Below are 15,196 nucleotides of genomic sequence, written 5' to 3' on the forward strand. Positions count from 1 at the left end.
GAGCAATTATGATCATCATCAAAAACGGCGCGCTCGTGACGCCCCAGGGGCTTCGCCGCGCCGATCTTGCCATGGAGGGCGATAAGATCGTGCGGATCGCCGCGGCGATTGAGCCGGGCGGGGGCGATGCCGTCGAGGATGCCGCGGGCTGCTGGGTGTTTCCCGGCTTTATCGACGGCCACACGCACATGCAGTGCTGGACCGGCATGGACTGGACGGCCGATAGCTTTGAGACCGGCACGCGCGCGGCTGCCTGCGGCGGCACGACGACCATTGTGGACTACGCGACGGCCGATCGTGGCGTGACCATGCCCGATGCCTTGGCCGAGTGGCATCGCCGCGCCGATGGAACCTGCACGGCCAACTACGCCTTTCATATGGCACTCGCCGAGTGGAACGAGCGCAACTGCGCCGACCTTTCGGCCATGCGCGAGGCGGGCGTATCGTCGTTCAAGACCTACTTTGCCTACGATCATCTGCGCCTGGACGATGCCGAGACGCTCGAGGTGCTCGAGGAGCTCAAGTGCCTGGGCGGTATCCTGTGCGCGCATTGCGAGAACGGCACGCTGGTGGACGAGCTGCAGAAGCGCGTGTTTGAGCAGGGTATCCACGGGCCCGAGGGCCATGCGCTCAGCCGTCCGGATGTGTGCGAGGCCGAGGCAGTGAGCCGTCTGCTATATCTGGCGCACCTGGCCGGCGACGCACCGGTCAACGTGGTGCACCTTTCGACCAAGCTGGGGCTCGAGGCCATCCGTGCCGCCAAGGCGCGCGGGCAGAAGAATATCTATGTCGAGACCTGCCCTCAGTATCTGATGTTCGACGATACGTGCTACTTGGAGCAGGGCGAGGACGGCTTTGCGGGTGCCAAGTATGTGATGAGCCCGCCGCTGCGCCATGCGGGTGACCGTGCGGCACTGCGCGAGGCGCTTGTGGCCGGCGAGATCGATACGATTGCGACCGACCACTGCAGCTTTAACCTGCACGGGCAAAAGGACCGCGGGCGCGACGACTTTCGCGCGATTCCCAATGGCGGGCCCGGTGTGGAGCATCGTCCCGTCGCGATTGCCACGAGCTTTGAGGGGCAGTTGGGCCCCGAGGATCTGTGCCGCTTGATGAGCGAGAACCCGGCGCGCGTGTTTGGCATGTACCCGCGCAAGGGTTGTCTTACCGAGGGCTCCGATGCCGACGTGTGCGTGTGGGATCCCCAGGCGCGCTGGACCATTCGCGCGGCGACGCAGCATCAGGCTGTGGACTACACGCCGCTCGAGGGCTTTGAAGCGCATGGCCGCGCAAAGGCTGTGTTTGTGAACGGCGTGCTGGCCGCGCGCGACGGCGAGCCCACTGGAGCCCAGCCCGGCCGCTACGTCCCCCGCTAGCAGGAAGATCACCGGATTTCCCTCCTCAGTTGCGGTGGAATAGTTCCTGTTTAGCCGCCCAATAGGCCGTTTCAGGAACTATTCCACCGCAACTTATAGGCCTGCTGGGGCAGCGCCAGCTACTTGAGGCTGGTGGCGATGAGGGGGCGGCCGAGGGCTGCCTCGAAGCGATCTGCCATCGTTGGGTCGGCAAGCGTGTCGACTTGGTTGAGCATGATGCGGGCATTGCTGAGGTTCAGCATCCGCAGCTCTGCATTGAGCACCTGGGCGACGCGCTCGGGCGTGGCGATGTCGGTGGGCTCGCAGCCGCAACGCTCGCAGAAGAGCTCGGGGCGGTGGACGGCTTCGTTGATGGGCTTGCCGAGCCCCGAGGCGCCAACGACCCAGACAACGTTTGCCGTGGCGGCGGGAATTACCGGCTCCCAGGCGGCATGCGCCTTGAGCGGGAGTCGCTTGCTGCCATCTGCCTCGGCAAACACATAGTCAAAGCGCTGCGCCAACTCGTTGAGCGGCTCGGCGGGGGCGGAGAGCTTGCCTGTCTCCGGGTCCAAAACACCCGCCTGGCAGATGCTTCCGCGGACAAGGCCCGCGCAGGCCTCGCAGGTGCAACCAGGGACATGTGCGGCGCCCGGCTTCCAAGGCGCGGCGTCCAGGCGACGGCTCGACCCGTCCCATGGCACGCCGGCGACGGGAAACATGTGCGTGGTGGTGCAGAGGAGCACGCGGCCGCCAGCGCGCATGAGCTCAAGGCCGAGCGTCTTGAGCAAGGTCGACTTGCCACCGCTGCCGATAATCGCGGTAATGCCCGTCTCGATCTTGAGCGCGGAGGCAAGGTTTCCGCCCGTCGTTTCCATCTGTTCACCGCCGTATAATACTGTGATAATAAATAATCATCAGAGTAGCGGTCGAACCGCTTTTGCTCTGCTCAAACCGTAGCACAGGGAGGTGCCCCGGGAATGCTCGTTTATGTTCGCGGCGCCGGCGATATCGCCACGGGTGTCGCTGCCCGTTTGGTGCGCGCCGGCGTGTTGGTTGTCATGGCCGATATCGCGGCCCCCACGTGTATCCGTCGCACAATCAGTTTTTGCGAGGCCATTCGCCTGGGCGAGGTCCAGGTCGAGGGCATTCGCGCTCGCTTGGCGCAGACGCCGGCAGAGGCGCTTGCAATTACCGAGGCCGGAGACGTCGCCGTCGTGGTAGACCCCCAGGCCAAGATGCTTGACGAACTGAAACCCGCGGCCGTGGTCGACGCGATTCTGGCCAAGCGCAACTTGGGCACCACGCGCGACATGGCGCCTGCCGTCATCGCCGTGGGGCCGGGCTTTACCGCGCCGGTCGATTGCGACGCCGTGGTTGAGACCATGCGTGGGCATTTCCTCGGCCGCGTCATCACCCAGGGCTCGCCCCAGCCCAACACGGGCGTGCCGGGCATTATCGCCGGCTATGGCAAGGAGCGTGTTATCCACAGCCCCGCCGCCGGCGTGTTTCGGTCCGACCGCGCAATCGGCGACATCGTGAGCGCTGGAGACGTGATTGGCTACGCGGGCGATACGCCCATGTGCACGCAGATCGATGGCTGTCTGCGCGGGCTTTTGGCGAATGGCGTACAGGTGACTGAGGGCTTTAAATGCGCCGATGTCGATCCGCGCGGCGATGCCAGCTATATCAACTACATTTCGGACAAGGCGACGTCGGTCGGCGGCGGCGTGCTCGAGGCACTCGCTATGCTCACCGATGTCTTTAGAGGATAGAAGGCGGCAATGGAAAAGCTCGATGTTGTGAATGCGGCGCTTGCCGCCCTGCGTGCTGGCGAGAGGTGCGAGCTCGTGGTCGTGGCCGGTACAGCGGGGTCCTCACCGCGCGGTGTGGGCGCATGGATGGCTGTCTTTGCCGATGGCAGCCAGGCGGGCACTATCGGCGGCGGCAAGATTGAGCTCTTTGCGCTGGATGAGGTGCGCGAGCTCCTGAGCGCGGGACAGTCGCGTCTGGTCCGCTACACCATGGGCGGTGAGAACTCCGATACCGGCATGATCTGCGGCGGAGCCATCTGCCTGTGCTACCTGCATCTGGATGCGACCCAGGCACCGTTGTTCCAGGAAATTGCCGATGTGCTGACGTATCGTCGTATCGGCGACTTCGTCATCGACTTTGAGCCGTTTGTCGCGAGCGCGCTCGAGGGCGATGTGGCCGAGTACCATGGCGAGGAATCGCGCCGCACCATTGCGGGCTGCCCCGGACTTTCGCTGGTGGAGGAGGGGAGTAAGGTCACCTACACCAACGCGGCCTCCGAGATTCCCACGGCGCACATCGAGACGCTCTGCCCCGAGGGCCTGACCTATATCTTTGGCTGCGGCCACGTGGGTGCTGCGACGGCGCGTGTGCTCACGGCGGCGGGCTTTGCCGTTGTGGCGTGCGACGATCGTCCCGGCACGCTGACCCCCGATTGGGTGCCCGGTGTCTACGACCGTCGCCTGGTCGACTACAAGAACCTGAGCAAGCAGTGCCCCATCGGCCCGCGCGACCTGGTGGTCGTCGCCACGGCGGGTCACAAGTCCGATATCGACGTGGTGATTCAGGCCATGCGCGCCAAACCCGCCTATCTGGGCTGCTTGGGCTCGCGCCGTAAGACGGCCTTTGTGCGCGCCCGCCTGGAGCAGGAGGGCTTTACGCAGGAGCAAGTCTGCGAGCTGCACCTGCCGATCGGAGTCGCCATCGAGGCCGAGGACCCCGAGGAGATCGCCATCTCCATCGCCGCCGAGATGATCCACCTGCGCCGCACCAAGCTCGTCCCCCGCAAGCGCTAATGGCATCCTCGATATGAGTTGCGGTGAAATAGTTCCTAGATGGGCCCGACGGGCGGTCAGCCAGGAACTATTTCACCGCAACTGCTCTTTTGATCCCCTAGGGTTCAATTTGTGCGGGGGAGTTGTGGAGTTGTGCAGGCAGACGAGGTTTTTCTGGAAATACACTCCCGATGCGCGTATAGTACCGATTGTTTTGTCGGCTCCTGCTGCGTCGAGTCCAAACCGCGAAATGCCATGAGCGGGGCGGATGCAGCCAGGAGGCACGAGGACAACCCACCGTGGCCACGCCCCGTGCTTAAAACCCCAAGAAGGAGTGAACAATGGCAGAAGAGAAGTATGTGCCGCGTCTGAAGACCAAGTACAACAACGAGGTCAAGCAGCAGCTTCAGGAAAAGTTCCAGTACGAGAACGTCATGATGATCCCTAAGTTTGAGAAGATCGTCGTGAACATGGGTGTCGGCGAGGCCGCTACCGATTCCAAGGCCATCGACGGTGCCGTGCGCGACCTGCGCGCCATCACCGGCCAGCAGCCGATGATCACCCGCGCCCGCAAGTCCATCGCTACCTTCCGCCTGCGCGCTGGTATGCCGATCGGCTGCAAGGTTACCCTGCGTGGCGACCGTATGTGGGAGTTCTTCGATCGTCTGACCTCCGTCGCGATCCCCCGTATCCGCGACTTCCGCGGCATCTCCGCCAAGAGCTTCGACGGCCGTGGTAACTTCTCCATGGGCGTCACCGAGCAGCTCATCTTCCCCGAGATCGACTTCGACTCCATCGATCACCAGCGTGGTATGGATATCACCTTCGTGACCACCGCCAATACCGATGAGGAGGCCAAGGCCCTTCTGGACGCCTTCGGTTTCCCGTTCAAGAAATAGGTTCACCTGCCCTAAAAGCGCCGTTTCCACAAGGGGGCAGCGTTTGGGGCGAACAATACTCTATGTGAGGAGGATATAAGTGGCTAAGACATCGATGATCGTCAAGTGCAATCGCAAGCAGAAGTTCTCTACTCGTGAGTACACGCGCTGCCAGCGCTGCGGCCGTCCGCACTCTGTGTACCGCAAGTTCGGCCTGTGCCGTGTCTGCTTCCGCGAGCTTGCACTCAAGGGCGAGCTTCCCGGCGTTAAGAAGGCCAGCTGGTAAGTCACTACCAGCGTTTCAAGCATCCGTTTGGAACAGGGAAAACGCGCTAGTTAGGCTTTGCCGTTAAGGGCGGCGAAGAACCAAGAGCACGTGTTCATCAAGAACGAAGGAGAATCTGTATGAACCTTACAGACCCGATCGCAGATATGCTTACGCGCATCCGTAACGCTAACTCTGTGAACAAGGCCACGGTCTCCATGCCGAGCAGCAAGAAGCTCGTCGAGATCGCTCGTGTTCTGCACGAGGAGGGCTACATCGAGGGCTACGATGTCGAGGACACCGTTCCCCAGAAGACTCTGCACATCACGCTTAAGTATGGTCCCAAGAAGGCTAAGATCATCAACGGCATCCGCCGCATTTCCAAGCCGGGCCTGCGTAAGTACACCGGCGTTGCCGACATGCCCCGCGTCCGCGGTGGCCTTGGTACCGCCATTATTTCCACCAGCCATGGCGTCATGACCGACCGCGATGCTCGCAAGCACAACGTCGGCGGCGAGATCATCGCTTACGTCTGGTAATTCGCTCGGTAGGTAGAAGGAAAGGAGATCACCGTGTCTCGTATCGGTAATAAGCCTGTCCAGATTCCCGCCGGAGTCGAAGTGGCAGTCAACGGCAACAACGTTGTCGTCAAGGGCCCCAAGGGCCAGCTCGAGCTCGATGTCTTTGAGAAGCTCGCTATCAACGTCGAGGACAACGTCCTCACCGTTTCCCGTCCCGACGACGAGCGTGAGACCCGTGCCCGCCACGGCCTCACCCGCGCCCTCATCCACAACATGGTTGTCGGCGTTTCCGAGGGCTTCGAGAAGAAGCTCGAGCTTGCCGGCGTCGGTTACCGCGTGCAGCAGAAGGGCAAGAACCTCGAGTTCTCCCTGGGCTTCTCGCACCCCGTGATCGTCGAGGCTCCCGAGGGCATCACCTTCGAGGTTCCCGATAACACCCACGTGAACGTCAAGGGTATCAACAAGCAGCAGGTCGGTCAGATCGCCGCCGAGATCCGCGGCCATCGTCCTCCCGAGCCTTACAAGGGCAAGGGTATCCACTACGTTGGCGAGCACATCCGCCGCAAGCTGGGTAAGGCCGCCAAGTAGTCGTAACCGGCTCACTCGCATAAGACCAGCACCCCGTCAGGTGCTGGCAAGATCAACCTTTTTAGGAGTTTACGTATGAACAAGCATAAGGCGAAGCTGGAAGGCCTCAAGCGTCGTCAGCGTCGTGTTCGCGGCAAGGTCTCGGGTACCGCCGAGCGTCCGCGTCTTCGCGTGACCCGTACTAACGCCAACATCTATGCCCAGATTATCGACGACAGCAAGGGCTCCAGCCTGACGCTCGTCTCTGCCTCGACCCTCGAGGCCGAGTTCAAGGGCACCCACACCTCGAACAAGGAGGCTGCGGAGAAGGTCGGTCAGCTCGTTGGCAAGCGCGCCATCGAGGCCGGCATCACCAAGGTCGCCTTCGATCGCGGTGGCCGTATCTACCATGGCCGCGTCAAGGCCCTCGCCGACGGTGCTCGTGCCGCCGGTCTCGAGTTCTAGGAGGTATGTAGCACATGGCTCGTAATCAGAAGCAGCAGCGCGAGGCCTCCGAGTTCGAGGAGCGCGTCGTTTACATCAACCGCGTGTCGAAGACCGTCAAGGGTGGTCGTCGCATGAGCCTCGTCGCTCTCGTCGTCGTTGGCGACGGCAAGGGCAACGTCGGCGTTGGCATGGGCAAGTCCGCTGAGGTGCCCCTGGCCATCTCCAAGGCGTCTCTCGATGCCAAGAAGAACATGTTCCACGTGCCGGTGACCGAGCAGGGCACCATCCCGCACGAGGTTCTCGGCCACTTTGGTGCCGGCCGCATCATCATCAAGCCCGCTGTCGAGGGTACCGGCGTTATCGCCGGCGGCGCCGTGCGTCCCCTCTTTGAGCTTGCTGGCATCAAGAACGTCCTGTCCAAGTCCCTCGGTACCGACAACGGCCTCAACATCATCAAGGCTGCCGTCGAGGGCCTCAAGGAGCTCTCCAGCCCTGAGGACGTCGCGGCTCGCCGTGGCCTGACGGTCTCCGAGATGTTCGTCGGTAAGGAGAACTAAGCATGGCTGACACCATCAAGATCAAGCAGGTCCGCAGCACCAACGGTTGCAAGCAGGACCAGGTCCGTACTGTCCGTGCCCTCGGTCTCCACAGGATCCGCGAGGTTCGCGAGATTGCTGACAACGAGTCCGTCCGCGGCATGATCTTCAAGGTCAAGCACCTTGTCGAGATTGTAGAGGAGTAGCAAATGCAGCTTCACGATCTTACTCCCGCGCCCGGTTCCACCAAGAACCGCAAGCGCGTCGGCCGTGGCAATTCTTCGGGTCACGGCACCACTTCTGGCCGCGGCCAGAAGGGCCAGGGCTCTCGCTCTGGTGGCACCAAGGGTGCCGGCTTCGAGGGTGGCCAGACTCCGCTGGCTATGCGCCTGCCCAAGCTTCCGGGCTTCCGCAACCCCCGTCGTATCGAGTACACCGCTGTCAACGTCGAGCGTCTCGAGCGTAAGTTCGAGGATGGCGCTGTGATCGACGGCGCCGCTCTTAAGGCTGCTCGCATCACCAAGAGCGAGTTCGAGCCCGTCAAGGTGCTCGGCAATGGTGAGCTCACCAAGAAGTTCACGGTCAAGGTCGACAAGGTCAGCGCTTCTGCGCAGGCCAAGATCGAGGCCGCCGGCGGAAAGGTCGAGCTGCCGTGCTAAATGGTCTTAAGAATGCTTTCCGCATCAAAGAATTGCGCGAAAAGATTCTTTTTACCATAGCTATGCTCGTCGTGTACCGCATTGGTGCGCACGTTCCTGTGCCCGGCATTCCCTTCCAGGGGATGCTGGGCCTTTTCTCGACCGATAACAATTCGGTCGCCGCAGGTGCTATGGCCCTCCTGAATCTTTTCTCTGGCGGCGCGTTGAGCTATGTGTCGGTGTTTTCTCTGGGCATCATGCCTTACATCACCAGCTCGATCATCCTCCAGATGCTCCAGGCCGTTGTGCCTTCCCTGCATGAGCTTGCCCGCGAGGGCGAGGTCGGTCAGATAAAGATTACGCAGTATTCGCGTTACCTCACCCTGGCTCTGGCAATCCTCAACTCCGTGGGTTACCTCTTCCTCTTTAAGAGCTTCGGCATCAGCTTTCATGGCGCCGGCGCTCCCGAGATTATCTTCGACCTCATGATCGTCGGCACGCTCACTGCGGGCGCCATGCTGATCATGTGGATTGGTGAGCTCATCACCCAGCGCGGTATCGGCAATGGCATGTCGCTGATCATCTTTGCGAACATCATGGCCGGTCTTCCGCAGGCTATCTTCTCCAGCACCAAGGGCAATGCCGGTGGCATCATCACCATGGTGATCATCTGCGCCATCATCCTGCTGGTTATCCCGCTGATCGTTTTCCTTGAGCGCGGCCAGCGCCGCATCCCGGTCTCCTACGCTAAGCGCGTCGTGGGCCGTCGCATGATGGGTGGCCAGACCACCTACCTGCCCATCAAGGTCAACACCGCGGGTGTCGTGCCGATCATCTTCGCTTCGGCGCTGCTGTACTTCCCGGCTCAGATTGCCGTGTTCTTCCCCGGCATCGGGTGGATTCAGGCAGTTGCCTCTGCGCTTTCGACCGGTTGGCTCAACTGGGTGCTTAATGTTGTCCTCATCGTGTTCTTCGCGTACTTCTACACCTCCATGGTGTTCAACCCCGATGACACGGCCGACAATCTTAAGAAGCAGGGCGGCTTTATTCCGGGCGTCCGTCCGGGTAGGGCCACCGCGGCCTACATCAAGAACGCGCTCAACAAGATCACGCTTCCCAGCGCTGTCTTTTTGGCGCTCATCGCTATCGTGCCTTCGATCATCTTCTCCTTCACGGGTAATCATCTGATCCAGGCATTTGGCGGCACGTCCATCCTCATCATGGTCGGCGTCGTGCTCGACACGCTCGATAAGCTCGAAGGCCAGATCAAGATGTATGATTACGATGGATTCTTTAAATAGGCTAGAGGAGGATTGCTCATGAACCTCGTATTGCTCGGAGCTCCGGGTGCCGGTAAGGGCACCGTCGCACAGGAGCTCGTTGCCGAGTTTGGCGTCGCTCACATTTCCACGGGCGACCTGCTGCGTGCCGCCGTCAAGGGTGGCACCGAGCTCGGTGTTCAGGCTAAGAAGTACATGGACGCCGGCGAGCTCGTCCCCGACCAGCTCGTGATTGATCTTGTCAAGGAGCGCCTTGCCGCCGACGACGCCCAGCAGGGTTTCATTCTCGACGGCTTCCCGCGCAATACCGCCCAGGCTGTGACACTCGATTCCGAGCTCTCCGCCTTGGGTCGCGAGATCGACTGCGCCCTTCTGGTCGACGTGGCCCCCGAGGTCATCATCGACCGTCTGTCTTCGCGTCGCACCTGCCGCGCCTGCGGCTACACCGGCACCGCCGCCGATGCTACCTGCCCCAAGTGCGCAGGCGAGATGTATCAGCGCGACGACGACAAGCCCGAGACCATCAAGAACCGTCTTGACGTTTACGAGAAGTCCACGAGTCCGCTCGTCGACTACTATCGTGGCCAGGGTCTGCTCAAGTCGGTCAACGGTGACCAGGCTCGCGAGACCGTGTACGGGGATGTCAAAGAGGCTCTCGGTCTATGATCAAGATTAAGTCTGCAACGCAAATAGAGCAGATGAAGAAGGCAGGAGCGCTATCGAAGATGGCGCTCCGCCACGTTGGAGCCATGGTTCGCCCTGGTGTTTCGACTTTTGAGCTTGATCAGCTTGCGGAGCAGATTATCCGCATGCATGGTGGCACTCCGGCCTTTAAGGGCTACGGCGGGTTCCCCGGTACCATCTGTGCGTCGATTAACGACGCCGTGGTGCACGGTATTCCCAATCCCGACATGATCCTGCGTGATGGGGATATCATCTCCATCGATACGGGTGCCGTTGTCGACGGTTGGGTCGGCGATAACGCTTGGACGTTTTTCGTCGGTACCCCTACGCCCGAGGCCAAGGCCCTGTGCGAGGTTACGCGCGATTGCCTTAAGGCTGCCATCGAGCAGGCTGTTCCCGGTAACCATATTGGGGACATTGGTTATGCCGTCCAGTCCCTCGCCGAGTCTCACGGCTATGGCGTGCTTCGCGATTATGTGGGGCACGGTATTGGCCATGTGATGCACGAGGACCCCAACGTTCCGAATTACGGAAAGAAGGGGAGGGGCGTTCGTCTCCAGGCCGGTATGGTCATTGCCATCGAGCCGATGGTCACGATGGGATCCAATCATGTGAGCACGGGCTCCGACGGTTGGATTGTCACGACCAACGACCACCTGCCCGCCGCGCACTACGAGAACACCGTCGCCATCACCGATGACGGCCCGGTGATTCTCACTACCGACGCCCAAGGCGCTTGGTGTTCCTTGCAAGGAGGCGAGATGTAGAGGCCGCGTTCAAATTCGTCGGCATTTACATTCCAAATGTAACAAGTCCCACGTAGTTGTGGAGCCATTACGAAGATATTACGATACGTGCGCACGTATTGTAGAATACTCAATCGCTGTCGTTTTCTAGAGAAAGATGATTGCTTGTGAAGAAGGAAGACGCAATTGAGCTCGAGGGTACGGTAAAGGAGCCGCTGCCCAACGCCATGTTTAAGGTCGAGCTCGAGAACGGTCATTCGGTTCTGTGCAACATTTCTGGCAAGATCCGAATGAATTACATCCGTATTCTCCCCGGTGACAGGGTTGTCGTGGAGCTTTCCCCGTACGACCTGACCCGCGGCCGCATCACCTATCGCTATAAATAGCGGCACGCATACACGCACTCCTTCCCCGACTGCAGGCTTAGCTCAACCTACGGTCGGTTTGCGTGTGAAGACCAGCCATAGTTTTAAACGCCTGCGGCTGGGCGAGTAGATAGTAGGGAAGTAGTTCGAGCGCTACCGAAAGGAAGAACGATGAAGGTACGTCCTTCGGTCAAGAAGATGTGCGATAAGTGCAAAATCATTAGGCGCCATGGCAAGGTCCTCGTCATTTGCGAGAACCCCCGTCATAAGCAGCGTCAGGGTTAAGAGAGGAGACTACGTTGGCCCGTATTAATGGTGTCGACCTCCCGCGTGAGAAGCGCGTTGAGATCGGTCTGACCTACATTTACGGCATCGGCCGCACCACTGCGACGAAGATTTGCGTCGAGTGCAACGTTAACGTGGATACGCGCGTTAAGGACCTCACCGAGGATGAGGTTAACGCCATCCGCGATTATATCGATAAGAATCAGATCATGGTTGAGGGTGACCTCCGCCGTGAGCGCAACCAGAACGTCAAGCGCCTTATGGACATCGGCTGCAACCGCGGCCTTCGTCACCGCAAGGGCCTCCCGGTCCGCGGCCAGCGCACCCACACTAACGCTCGTACCCGTAAGGGCCCGAAGCGTCAGATCGGTGCTAAGAAGAAGAAATAAGGAGCGCTAGATAGATGGCTACTGCTAAGAAGAACGTTCGCGCTGCCCGTCTGAAGCGCGCGGACCGTAAGAACATCTCCGTGGGCCAGGCTCACATTCGTTCTACGTTCAACAACACGATCGTTTCGATCACCGATCCCCAGGGCAACGTCATTTCCTGGAAGTCGGCTGGCCAGGTGGGCTTCAAGGGCTCCCGTAAGTCCACGCCGTTCGCTGCCCAGATGGCTGCCGAGGCTGCTGCCAAGCAGGCCATGGAGCACGGTATGAAGAAGGTTTCCGTCTTCGTCAAGGGCCCCGGCTCCGGTCGTGAGACCGCCATCCGCTCCCTCCAGGCTGCTGGCCTCGAGGTCTCGAGCATCCAGGACAAGACCCCCATCCCGCACAACGGCTGCCGCCCCAAGAAGCGTCGCCGCGTGTAACTGAAAGGATCGTATCAATATGGCAATCGACAGGACTCCTGTTCTTAAGCGCTGCCGTCAGCTCGGGATCGATCCCGCTGAGCTCGGTTACAGCAGCAAGAAGGAATCTATCCGTCAGCCCAAGCGCCGTCGCAAGGAATCTGAGTACGGCATGCAGCTGCGCGAGAAGCAGAAGGTCAAGTTCATTTATGGCGTTCTGGAGAAGCAGTTCCACGGCTACTTCAACAAGGCTCGTAAGATGAACGGCGTCACCGGTGAGAACCTCATGATCATCCTTGAGTCTCGCCTCGACAACGTCGTCTTCCGTCTTGGTTTCGCCCGCACCCGCAAAGAGGCTCGTCAGTCCGTCCGTCACGGTCACTTCACCGTGAACGGCAAGCGTGTGGACATCCCGTCCTACCGCGTCAAGGCCGGCGACGTCGTCGCTGTCGGCGAGAAGTTCCGTGACCTCCTCCCCATCAAGGAGGCTCTGATTTCCTCCGAGCGTTTCGAGGTCCCTGGCTGGCTCGAGGTCGATATCGAGAAGCTGTCTGGTAACGTGCTCGCTCTGCCGACGCGTGAGCAGATCAGCGGTGATATCAACGAGCAGCTCATCGTCGAGCTCTACTCTAAGTAGTCCATCCGGGCTGCTGAGGCTGGAGGTAATACATGTCAGAATTCATTAGGCCTCAGGTTCAGGTCGAAGAGATTAACGAGACGTCTGCTCGTGTCTCCGTTGAGCCGCTCGAGCGTGGCTACGGCGATACGCTGGGTAACTCCCTTCGTCGCGTTCTTCTGTCCTCGCTCGAGGGTGCCGCCGTCGAGGCTATTCAGATCGATGGCGCGCAGCACGAGTTCATGACCATCCCTAACATGGTCGAGGATGTCACCGACATCGTCCTGAATGTCAAGGGTCTTGTCTTCAGGGCTCTCGGCACGACCGACGAGGCGACCGCCACCATCTCGGTTGACGGCCCCTGCGAGGTCACCGGTGCGGACTTCTTTATTCCGTCCGAGTTTGAGCTGGTCAACCCCGAGCAGCACATCGCTACGCTCACCGAGGGTGGCCATCTCACCATGAGCATGCGCATCGGCTATGGCCGCGGCTATGTCTCTGGCGAGGCTAACAAGCGCGACAACGATCCCATCGGTGTGATCCACGTCGACTCGCTGTACTCGCCGGTATCCCGTTGCGCCAAGCTCGTTGAGGCTTGCCGCGTCGGACAGCACACCGACTACGACCGCCTTGTCCTCGAGATCGAGACCAACGGCTCCATCGCTCCGCGCGACGCCGTGGTCCAGGCTGCCAATATCATCAACCAGCACATGGCTGCCTTTATGAACCTTGCCGAGACCCCCGAGGTCGAGGAGGAGGCTTCGATCTTCGCTCCCGAGGTCACCAACGACAACGCCGAGCTGGACAAGCAGATCGAGGATCTGGACCTTTCCGTCCGTTCCTATAACTGCCTTAAGCGCGCCAGCATTCACTCGGTCCGTCAGCTCGTTGAGTTCTCGGAGAACGATCTGCTCAACATCCGTAACTTCGGTGTTAAGTCGATCGAGGAAGTGAAGGACAAGCTTGAGTCCATGGGCCTGAGCCTGAAGGCTTAATGCTTCGCATTTTTGAGGAGAAACTAGACCATGCGTCATAACGTTAAGAAGGGCCTGAAGCTCGGCACCGATGCGAGCCACACCAAGGCCATGAAGAAGAGCCTTGCTAAGGCCCTCTTCGAGAACGACCGCATCAAGACCACCGAGACCCGCGCTAAGGCGCTGCGTTCGGTCGTCGACCCGATCATCACCTGGGCCAAGAAGGGCGACCTGCACTCTCGTCGTCTGGCCATCGCCAAGCTCGGCGATAAGCAGCTCGTTGGCGAGATTTTCGACAAGGCTGCCCAGGGTATGTGGCAGGACCGCAACGGCGGTTACACCCGCATCATGAAGCTCGGTAACCGCAAGGGCGACAACGCTCCTATCGTAATCATGGAGCTCGTTACCGAGCCTTGCACGCCTAAGGCCAAGAAGGCTGCTCCGGCCCCCAAGAAGGCCGCTGCTCCCAAGAAGGTCGAGGCTGCCGAGGAGGCTCCTGCTGAGGAGACCGCTGAGTAGACAATCCGTCTGCATAGGCTATATTCGAGGGGTACGTTCGCGTGCCCCTCTTTTTTTGTCGCGATACCGTTGATTGTTTGTTGGGAGCGCTCATGACCGCGCCGTCTGATTTCAATTCGATTCCTGAGCTCGATGCCACCCTCGTGTTCCGTGTTGCCTACGATGGCTCATCGTATAGCGGATTTGCCGAGCAGCCGGGCCAGACGACCGTTGCGGGCGAGTTGCGCCGCGCTATCGAGACCCTGCTGCGCCGCCCGATCGATCTGACGTGTGCGGGGCGTACCGATGCGGGCGTGCATGCGGTGGCGCAGTACATCAGCGTGCCTGTAACGGACGCTGAGCTTGCGTGTACGCGCCGTAGGTGGCTGAGGGCTATGGATGCTCTCCTGGGTAAAGATATCGCCATAAATGAGGTCTACAAGGCTCGTAAGGGCTTTTCTGCGCGCTTTGACGCGCGTTCTCGTACTTACACCTATCGCATTGCCGATCGTGATGCGCGGCCCGTACTGTCACGCGGTGCTGTGTGGTGGCATCGCTATCCCCTCGACGTCGATGCGATGGCGGCCGCCTGCCCTGCGCTTTTGGGCGAGCAGGACTTTAAGAGCTTTTGCAAGGTTGCCTCTGCCGTGGGCAAGCCGACGCACCGTTGCGTAATGCGCGCCGAGTTTGGCCACGAGGTCGCCTTTGGCGAGGACATCCTCACGTTTACCATCGAGGGCAATGCGTTTTTGCATTCGATGGTGCGAACCATTGTGGGCACCCTCGTCGAGATTGGCATGCATCGTCGCGATCCCCAGTGGATGCGCGAGGTTATTGACGCCTGTGACCGTACCGCTGCGGGTCCCACGGCGCCTGCCTGTGGCCTTACGTTTATGGACGTGGATTACGGCTCTGACGAGCTTGTCGTGCTTGACTAGGAGAGTGCTCGA

General features: G+C 60.4%; 23 protein-coding genes. 22 read left to right on the forward strand and 1 reads right to left on the reverse strand.

The features are described 5' to 3' along the window. Window positions 1–8: 8 nt before the first annotated feature. Complete coding sequence (hydA, locus tag GT495_RS03190) at window positions 9–1,376, forward strand: dihydropyrimidinase (RefSeq protein WP_161161468.1); 1,368 nt, start codon at window positions 9–11, stop codon at window positions 1,374–1,376. A gap of 119 nt (window positions 1,377–1,495) precedes the next feature. Here hydA and yqeC read toward each other — a convergent pair whose 3' ends face one another. Beyond that, on the reverse strand, window positions 1,496–2,230 hold the full coding sequence (gene yqeC / locus GT495_RS03195) for a selenium cofactor biosynthesis protein YqeC (RefSeq protein ID WP_161161469.1): 735 nt from the start codon (window positions 2,228–2,230) through the stop codon (window positions 1,496–1,498). 102 nt (window positions 2,231–2,332) lie between these two features. Between yqeC and yqeB the strand changes: the two genes are divergently transcribed. The 21 genes from yqeB to truA all read left to right on the forward strand — a co-directional run bounded on the left by yqeB (window position 2,333) and on the right by truA (window position 15,184). Continuing rightward, on the forward strand, window positions 2,333–3,127 hold the full coding sequence (gene yqeB / locus GT495_RS03200) for a selenium-dependent molybdenum cofactor biosynthesis protein YqeB (protein ID WP_161161470.1): 795 nt from the start codon (window positions 2,333–2,335) through the stop codon (window positions 3,125–3,127). A gap of 9 nt (window positions 3,128–3,136) precedes the next feature. Next, on the forward strand, window positions 3,137–4,180 hold the full coding sequence (locus GT495_RS03205; RefSeq protein ID WP_161161471.1) for an XdhC family protein: 1,044 nt from the start codon (window positions 3,137–3,139) through the stop codon (window positions 4,178–4,180). 320 nt (window positions 4,181–4,500) lie between these two features. Then, window positions 4,501–5,058, forward strand: coding sequence for a 50S ribosomal protein L5 (gene rplE, locus GT495_RS03210; RefSeq protein ID WP_156600454.1), 558 nt, complete (start codon window positions 4,501–4,503; stop codon window positions 5,056–5,058). 79 nt (window positions 5,059–5,137) lie between these two features. Then, entirely contained in the window at window positions 5,138–5,323 is a 186-nt protein-coding gene (locus GT495_RS03215; protein WP_022094280.1) for a type Z 30S ribosomal protein S14, read from the forward strand. Between the two features lie 119 nt (window positions 5,324–5,442). Then, window positions 5,443–5,841: a 30S ribosomal protein S8 gene (rpsH, locus tag GT495_RS03220; RefSeq protein WP_152073526.1), complete on the forward strand. Its 399-nt coding sequence runs from the start codon at window positions 5,443–5,445 to the stop codon at window positions 5,839–5,841. Window positions 5,842–5,874: 33 nt separating this feature from the next. After that, window positions 5,875–6,411: a 50S ribosomal protein L6 gene (gene rplF / locus GT495_RS03225; RefSeq protein ID WP_006235263.1), complete on the forward strand. Its 537-nt coding sequence runs from the start codon at window positions 5,875–5,877 to the stop codon at window positions 6,409–6,411. A gap of 75 nt (window positions 6,412–6,486) precedes the next feature. Continuing rightward, on the forward strand, window positions 6,487–6,855 hold the full coding sequence (gene rplR, locus GT495_RS03230; protein ID WP_055252235.1) for a 50S ribosomal protein L18: 369 nt from the start codon (window positions 6,487–6,489) through the stop codon (window positions 6,853–6,855). A 14-nt stretch (window positions 6,856–6,869) separates the two neighbouring features. Next, on the forward strand, window positions 6,870–7,394 hold the full coding sequence (gene rpsE, locus GT495_RS03235) for a 30S ribosomal protein S5 (protein ID WP_055252236.1): 525 nt from the start codon (window positions 6,870–6,872) through the stop codon (window positions 7,392–7,394). Window positions 7,395–7,396: 2 nt separating this feature from the next. Continuing rightward, window positions 7,397–7,579: a 50S ribosomal protein L30 gene (gene rpmD, locus GT495_RS03240; RefSeq protein WP_006235266.1), complete on the forward strand. Its 183-nt coding sequence runs from the start codon at window positions 7,397–7,399 to the stop codon at window positions 7,577–7,579. A 3-nt stretch (window positions 7,580–7,582) separates the two neighbouring features. Then, entirely contained in the window at window positions 7,583–8,032 is a 450-nt protein-coding gene (rplO, locus tag GT495_RS03245) for a 50S ribosomal protein L15 (protein ID WP_006235267.1), read from the forward strand. Beyond that, entirely contained in the window at window positions 8,026–9,312 is a 1,287-nt protein-coding gene (gene secY / locus GT495_RS03250) for a preprotein translocase subunit SecY (protein ID WP_161161472.1), read from the forward strand. The genes rplO and secY overlap by 7 nt, the downstream gene beginning before the upstream one ends. Before the next feature lie 18 nt (window positions 9,313–9,330). After that, a complete protein-coding gene (locus GT495_RS03255; protein WP_152073528.1) occupies window positions 9,331–9,957 on the forward strand; it encodes an adenylate kinase in 627 nt (208 codons plus the stop codon). Beyond that, a complete protein-coding gene (gene map / locus GT495_RS03260; RefSeq protein ID WP_118236920.1) occupies window positions 9,954–10,742 on the forward strand; it encodes a type I methionyl aminopeptidase in 789 nt (262 codons plus the stop codon). Before GT495_RS03255 ends, map begins: the two co-directional genes overlap by 4 nt. Before the next feature lie 146 nt (window positions 10,743–10,888). Then, window positions 10,889–11,107: a translation initiation factor IF-1 gene (gene infA / locus GT495_RS03265; protein ID WP_035137443.1), complete on the forward strand. Its 219-nt coding sequence runs from the start codon at window positions 10,889–10,891 to the stop codon at window positions 11,105–11,107. Between the two features lie 150 nt (window positions 11,108–11,257). Beyond that, complete coding sequence (gene rpmJ / locus GT495_RS03270; RefSeq protein WP_006363204.1) at window positions 11,258–11,371, forward strand: 50S ribosomal protein L36; 114 nt, start codon at window positions 11,258–11,260, stop codon at window positions 11,369–11,371. A 14-nt stretch (window positions 11,372–11,385) separates the two neighbouring features. Further along, window positions 11,386–11,760, forward strand: a complete 375-nt coding sequence (gene rpsM, locus GT495_RS03275) for a 30S ribosomal protein S13 (protein ID WP_022094275.1) — start codon at window positions 11,386–11,388, stop codon at window positions 11,758–11,760. Window positions 11,761–11,774: 14 nt separating this feature from the next. Next, window positions 11,775–12,179: a 30S ribosomal protein S11 gene (rpsK, locus tag GT495_RS03280; RefSeq protein ID WP_006235274.1), complete on the forward strand. Its 405-nt coding sequence runs from the start codon at window positions 11,775–11,777 to the stop codon at window positions 12,177–12,179. A 19-nt stretch (window positions 12,180–12,198) separates the two neighbouring features. Next, window positions 12,199–12,795, forward strand: a complete 597-nt coding sequence (rpsD, locus tag GT495_RS03285; RefSeq protein WP_006235275.1) for a 30S ribosomal protein S4 — start codon at window positions 12,199–12,201, stop codon at window positions 12,793–12,795. A gap of 32 nt (window positions 12,796–12,827) precedes the next feature. Next, window positions 12,828–13,769, forward strand: coding sequence for a DNA-directed RNA polymerase subunit alpha (locus tag GT495_RS03290; RefSeq protein ID WP_006235276.1), 942 nt, complete (start codon window positions 12,828–12,830; stop codon window positions 13,767–13,769). Between the two features lie 30 nt (window positions 13,770–13,799). Next, a complete protein-coding gene (rplQ, locus tag GT495_RS03295) occupies window positions 13,800–14,267 on the forward strand; it encodes a 50S ribosomal protein L17 (protein ID WP_156600448.1) in 468 nt (155 codons plus the stop codon). Window positions 14,268–14,359: 92 nt separating this feature from the next. Then, complete coding sequence (gene truA / locus GT495_RS03300) at window positions 14,360–15,184, forward strand: tRNA pseudouridine(38-40) synthase TruA (protein WP_161161473.1); 825 nt, start codon at window positions 14,360–14,362, stop codon at window positions 15,182–15,184. Window positions 15,185–15,196 lie beyond the last annotated feature (12 nt).

The sequence above is a fragment of the Collinsella sp. BIOML-A6 genome, from assembly GCF_009875845.1.
GTDB classification, from domain to species: Bacteria; Actinomycetota; Coriobacteriia; order Coriobacteriales; family Coriobacteriaceae; genus Collinsella; species Collinsella aerofaciens_H.

What these genes read in the sequence shown, in the direction of transcription:
- hydA (WP_161161468.1), top strand. Translation starts at nt 9, where the DNA reads ATGATCATCATCAAAAACGGCGCGCTCGTGACGCCCCAGGGGCTTCGC.
- yqeC (WP_161161469.1), bottom strand. Translation starts at nt 2,230, where the DNA reads ATGGAAACGACGGGCGGAAACCTTGCCTCCGCGCTCAAGATCGAGACG.
- yqeB (WP_161161470.1), top strand. Translation starts at nt 2,333, where the DNA reads ATGCTCGTTTATGTTCGCGGCGCCGGCGATATCGCCACGGGTGTCGCT.
- GT495_RS03205 (WP_161161471.1), top strand. Translation starts at nt 3,137, where the DNA reads ATGGAAAAGCTCGATGTTGTGAATGCGGCGCTTGCCGCCCTGCGTGCT.
- rplE (WP_156600454.1), top strand. Translation starts at nt 4,501, where the DNA reads ATGGCAGAAGAGAAGTATGTGCCGCGTCTGAAGACCAAGTACAACAAC.
- rpsH (WP_152073526.1), top strand. Translation starts at nt 5,443, where the DNA reads ATGAACCTTACAGACCCGATCGCAGATATGCTTACGCGCATCCGTAAC.
- rplR (WP_055252235.1), top strand. Translation starts at nt 6,487, where the DNA reads ATGAACAAGCATAAGGCGAAGCTGGAAGGCCTCAAGCGTCGTCAGCGT.
- rpsE (WP_055252236.1), top strand. Translation starts at nt 6,870, where the DNA reads ATGGCTCGTAATCAGAAGCAGCAGCGCGAGGCCTCCGAGTTCGAGGAG.
- rpmD (WP_006235266.1), top strand. Translation starts at nt 7,397, where the DNA reads ATGGCTGACACCATCAAGATCAAGCAGGTCCGCAGCACCAACGGTTGC.
- rplO (WP_006235267.1), top strand. Translation starts at nt 7,583, where the DNA reads ATGCAGCTTCACGATCTTACTCCCGCGCCCGGTTCCACCAAGAACCGC.
- GT495_RS03255 (WP_152073528.1), top strand. Translation starts at nt 9,331, where the DNA reads ATGAACCTCGTATTGCTCGGAGCTCCGGGTGCCGGTAAGGGCACCGTC.
- map (WP_118236920.1), top strand. Translation starts at nt 9,954, where the DNA reads ATGATCAAGATTAAGTCTGCAACGCAAATAGAGCAGATGAAGAAGGCA.
- rpmJ (WP_006363204.1), top strand. Translation starts at nt 11,258, where the DNA reads ATGAAGGTACGTCCTTCGGTCAAGAAGATGTGCGATAAGTGCAAAATC.
- rpsK (WP_006235274.1), top strand. Translation starts at nt 11,775, where the DNA reads ATGGCTACTGCTAAGAAGAACGTTCGCGCTGCCCGTCTGAAGCGCGCG.
- rpsD (WP_006235275.1), top strand. Translation starts at nt 12,199, where the DNA reads ATGGCAATCGACAGGACTCCTGTTCTTAAGCGCTGCCGTCAGCTCGGG.
- GT495_RS03290 (WP_006235276.1), top strand. Translation starts at nt 12,828, where the DNA reads ATGTCAGAATTCATTAGGCCTCAGGTTCAGGTCGAAGAGATTAACGAG.
- rplQ (WP_156600448.1), top strand. Translation starts at nt 13,800, where the DNA reads ATGCGTCATAACGTTAAGAAGGGCCTGAAGCTCGGCACCGATGCGAGC.
- truA (WP_161161473.1), top strand. Translation starts at nt 14,360, where the DNA reads ATGACCGCGCCGTCTGATTTCAATTCGATTCCTGAGCTCGATGCCACC.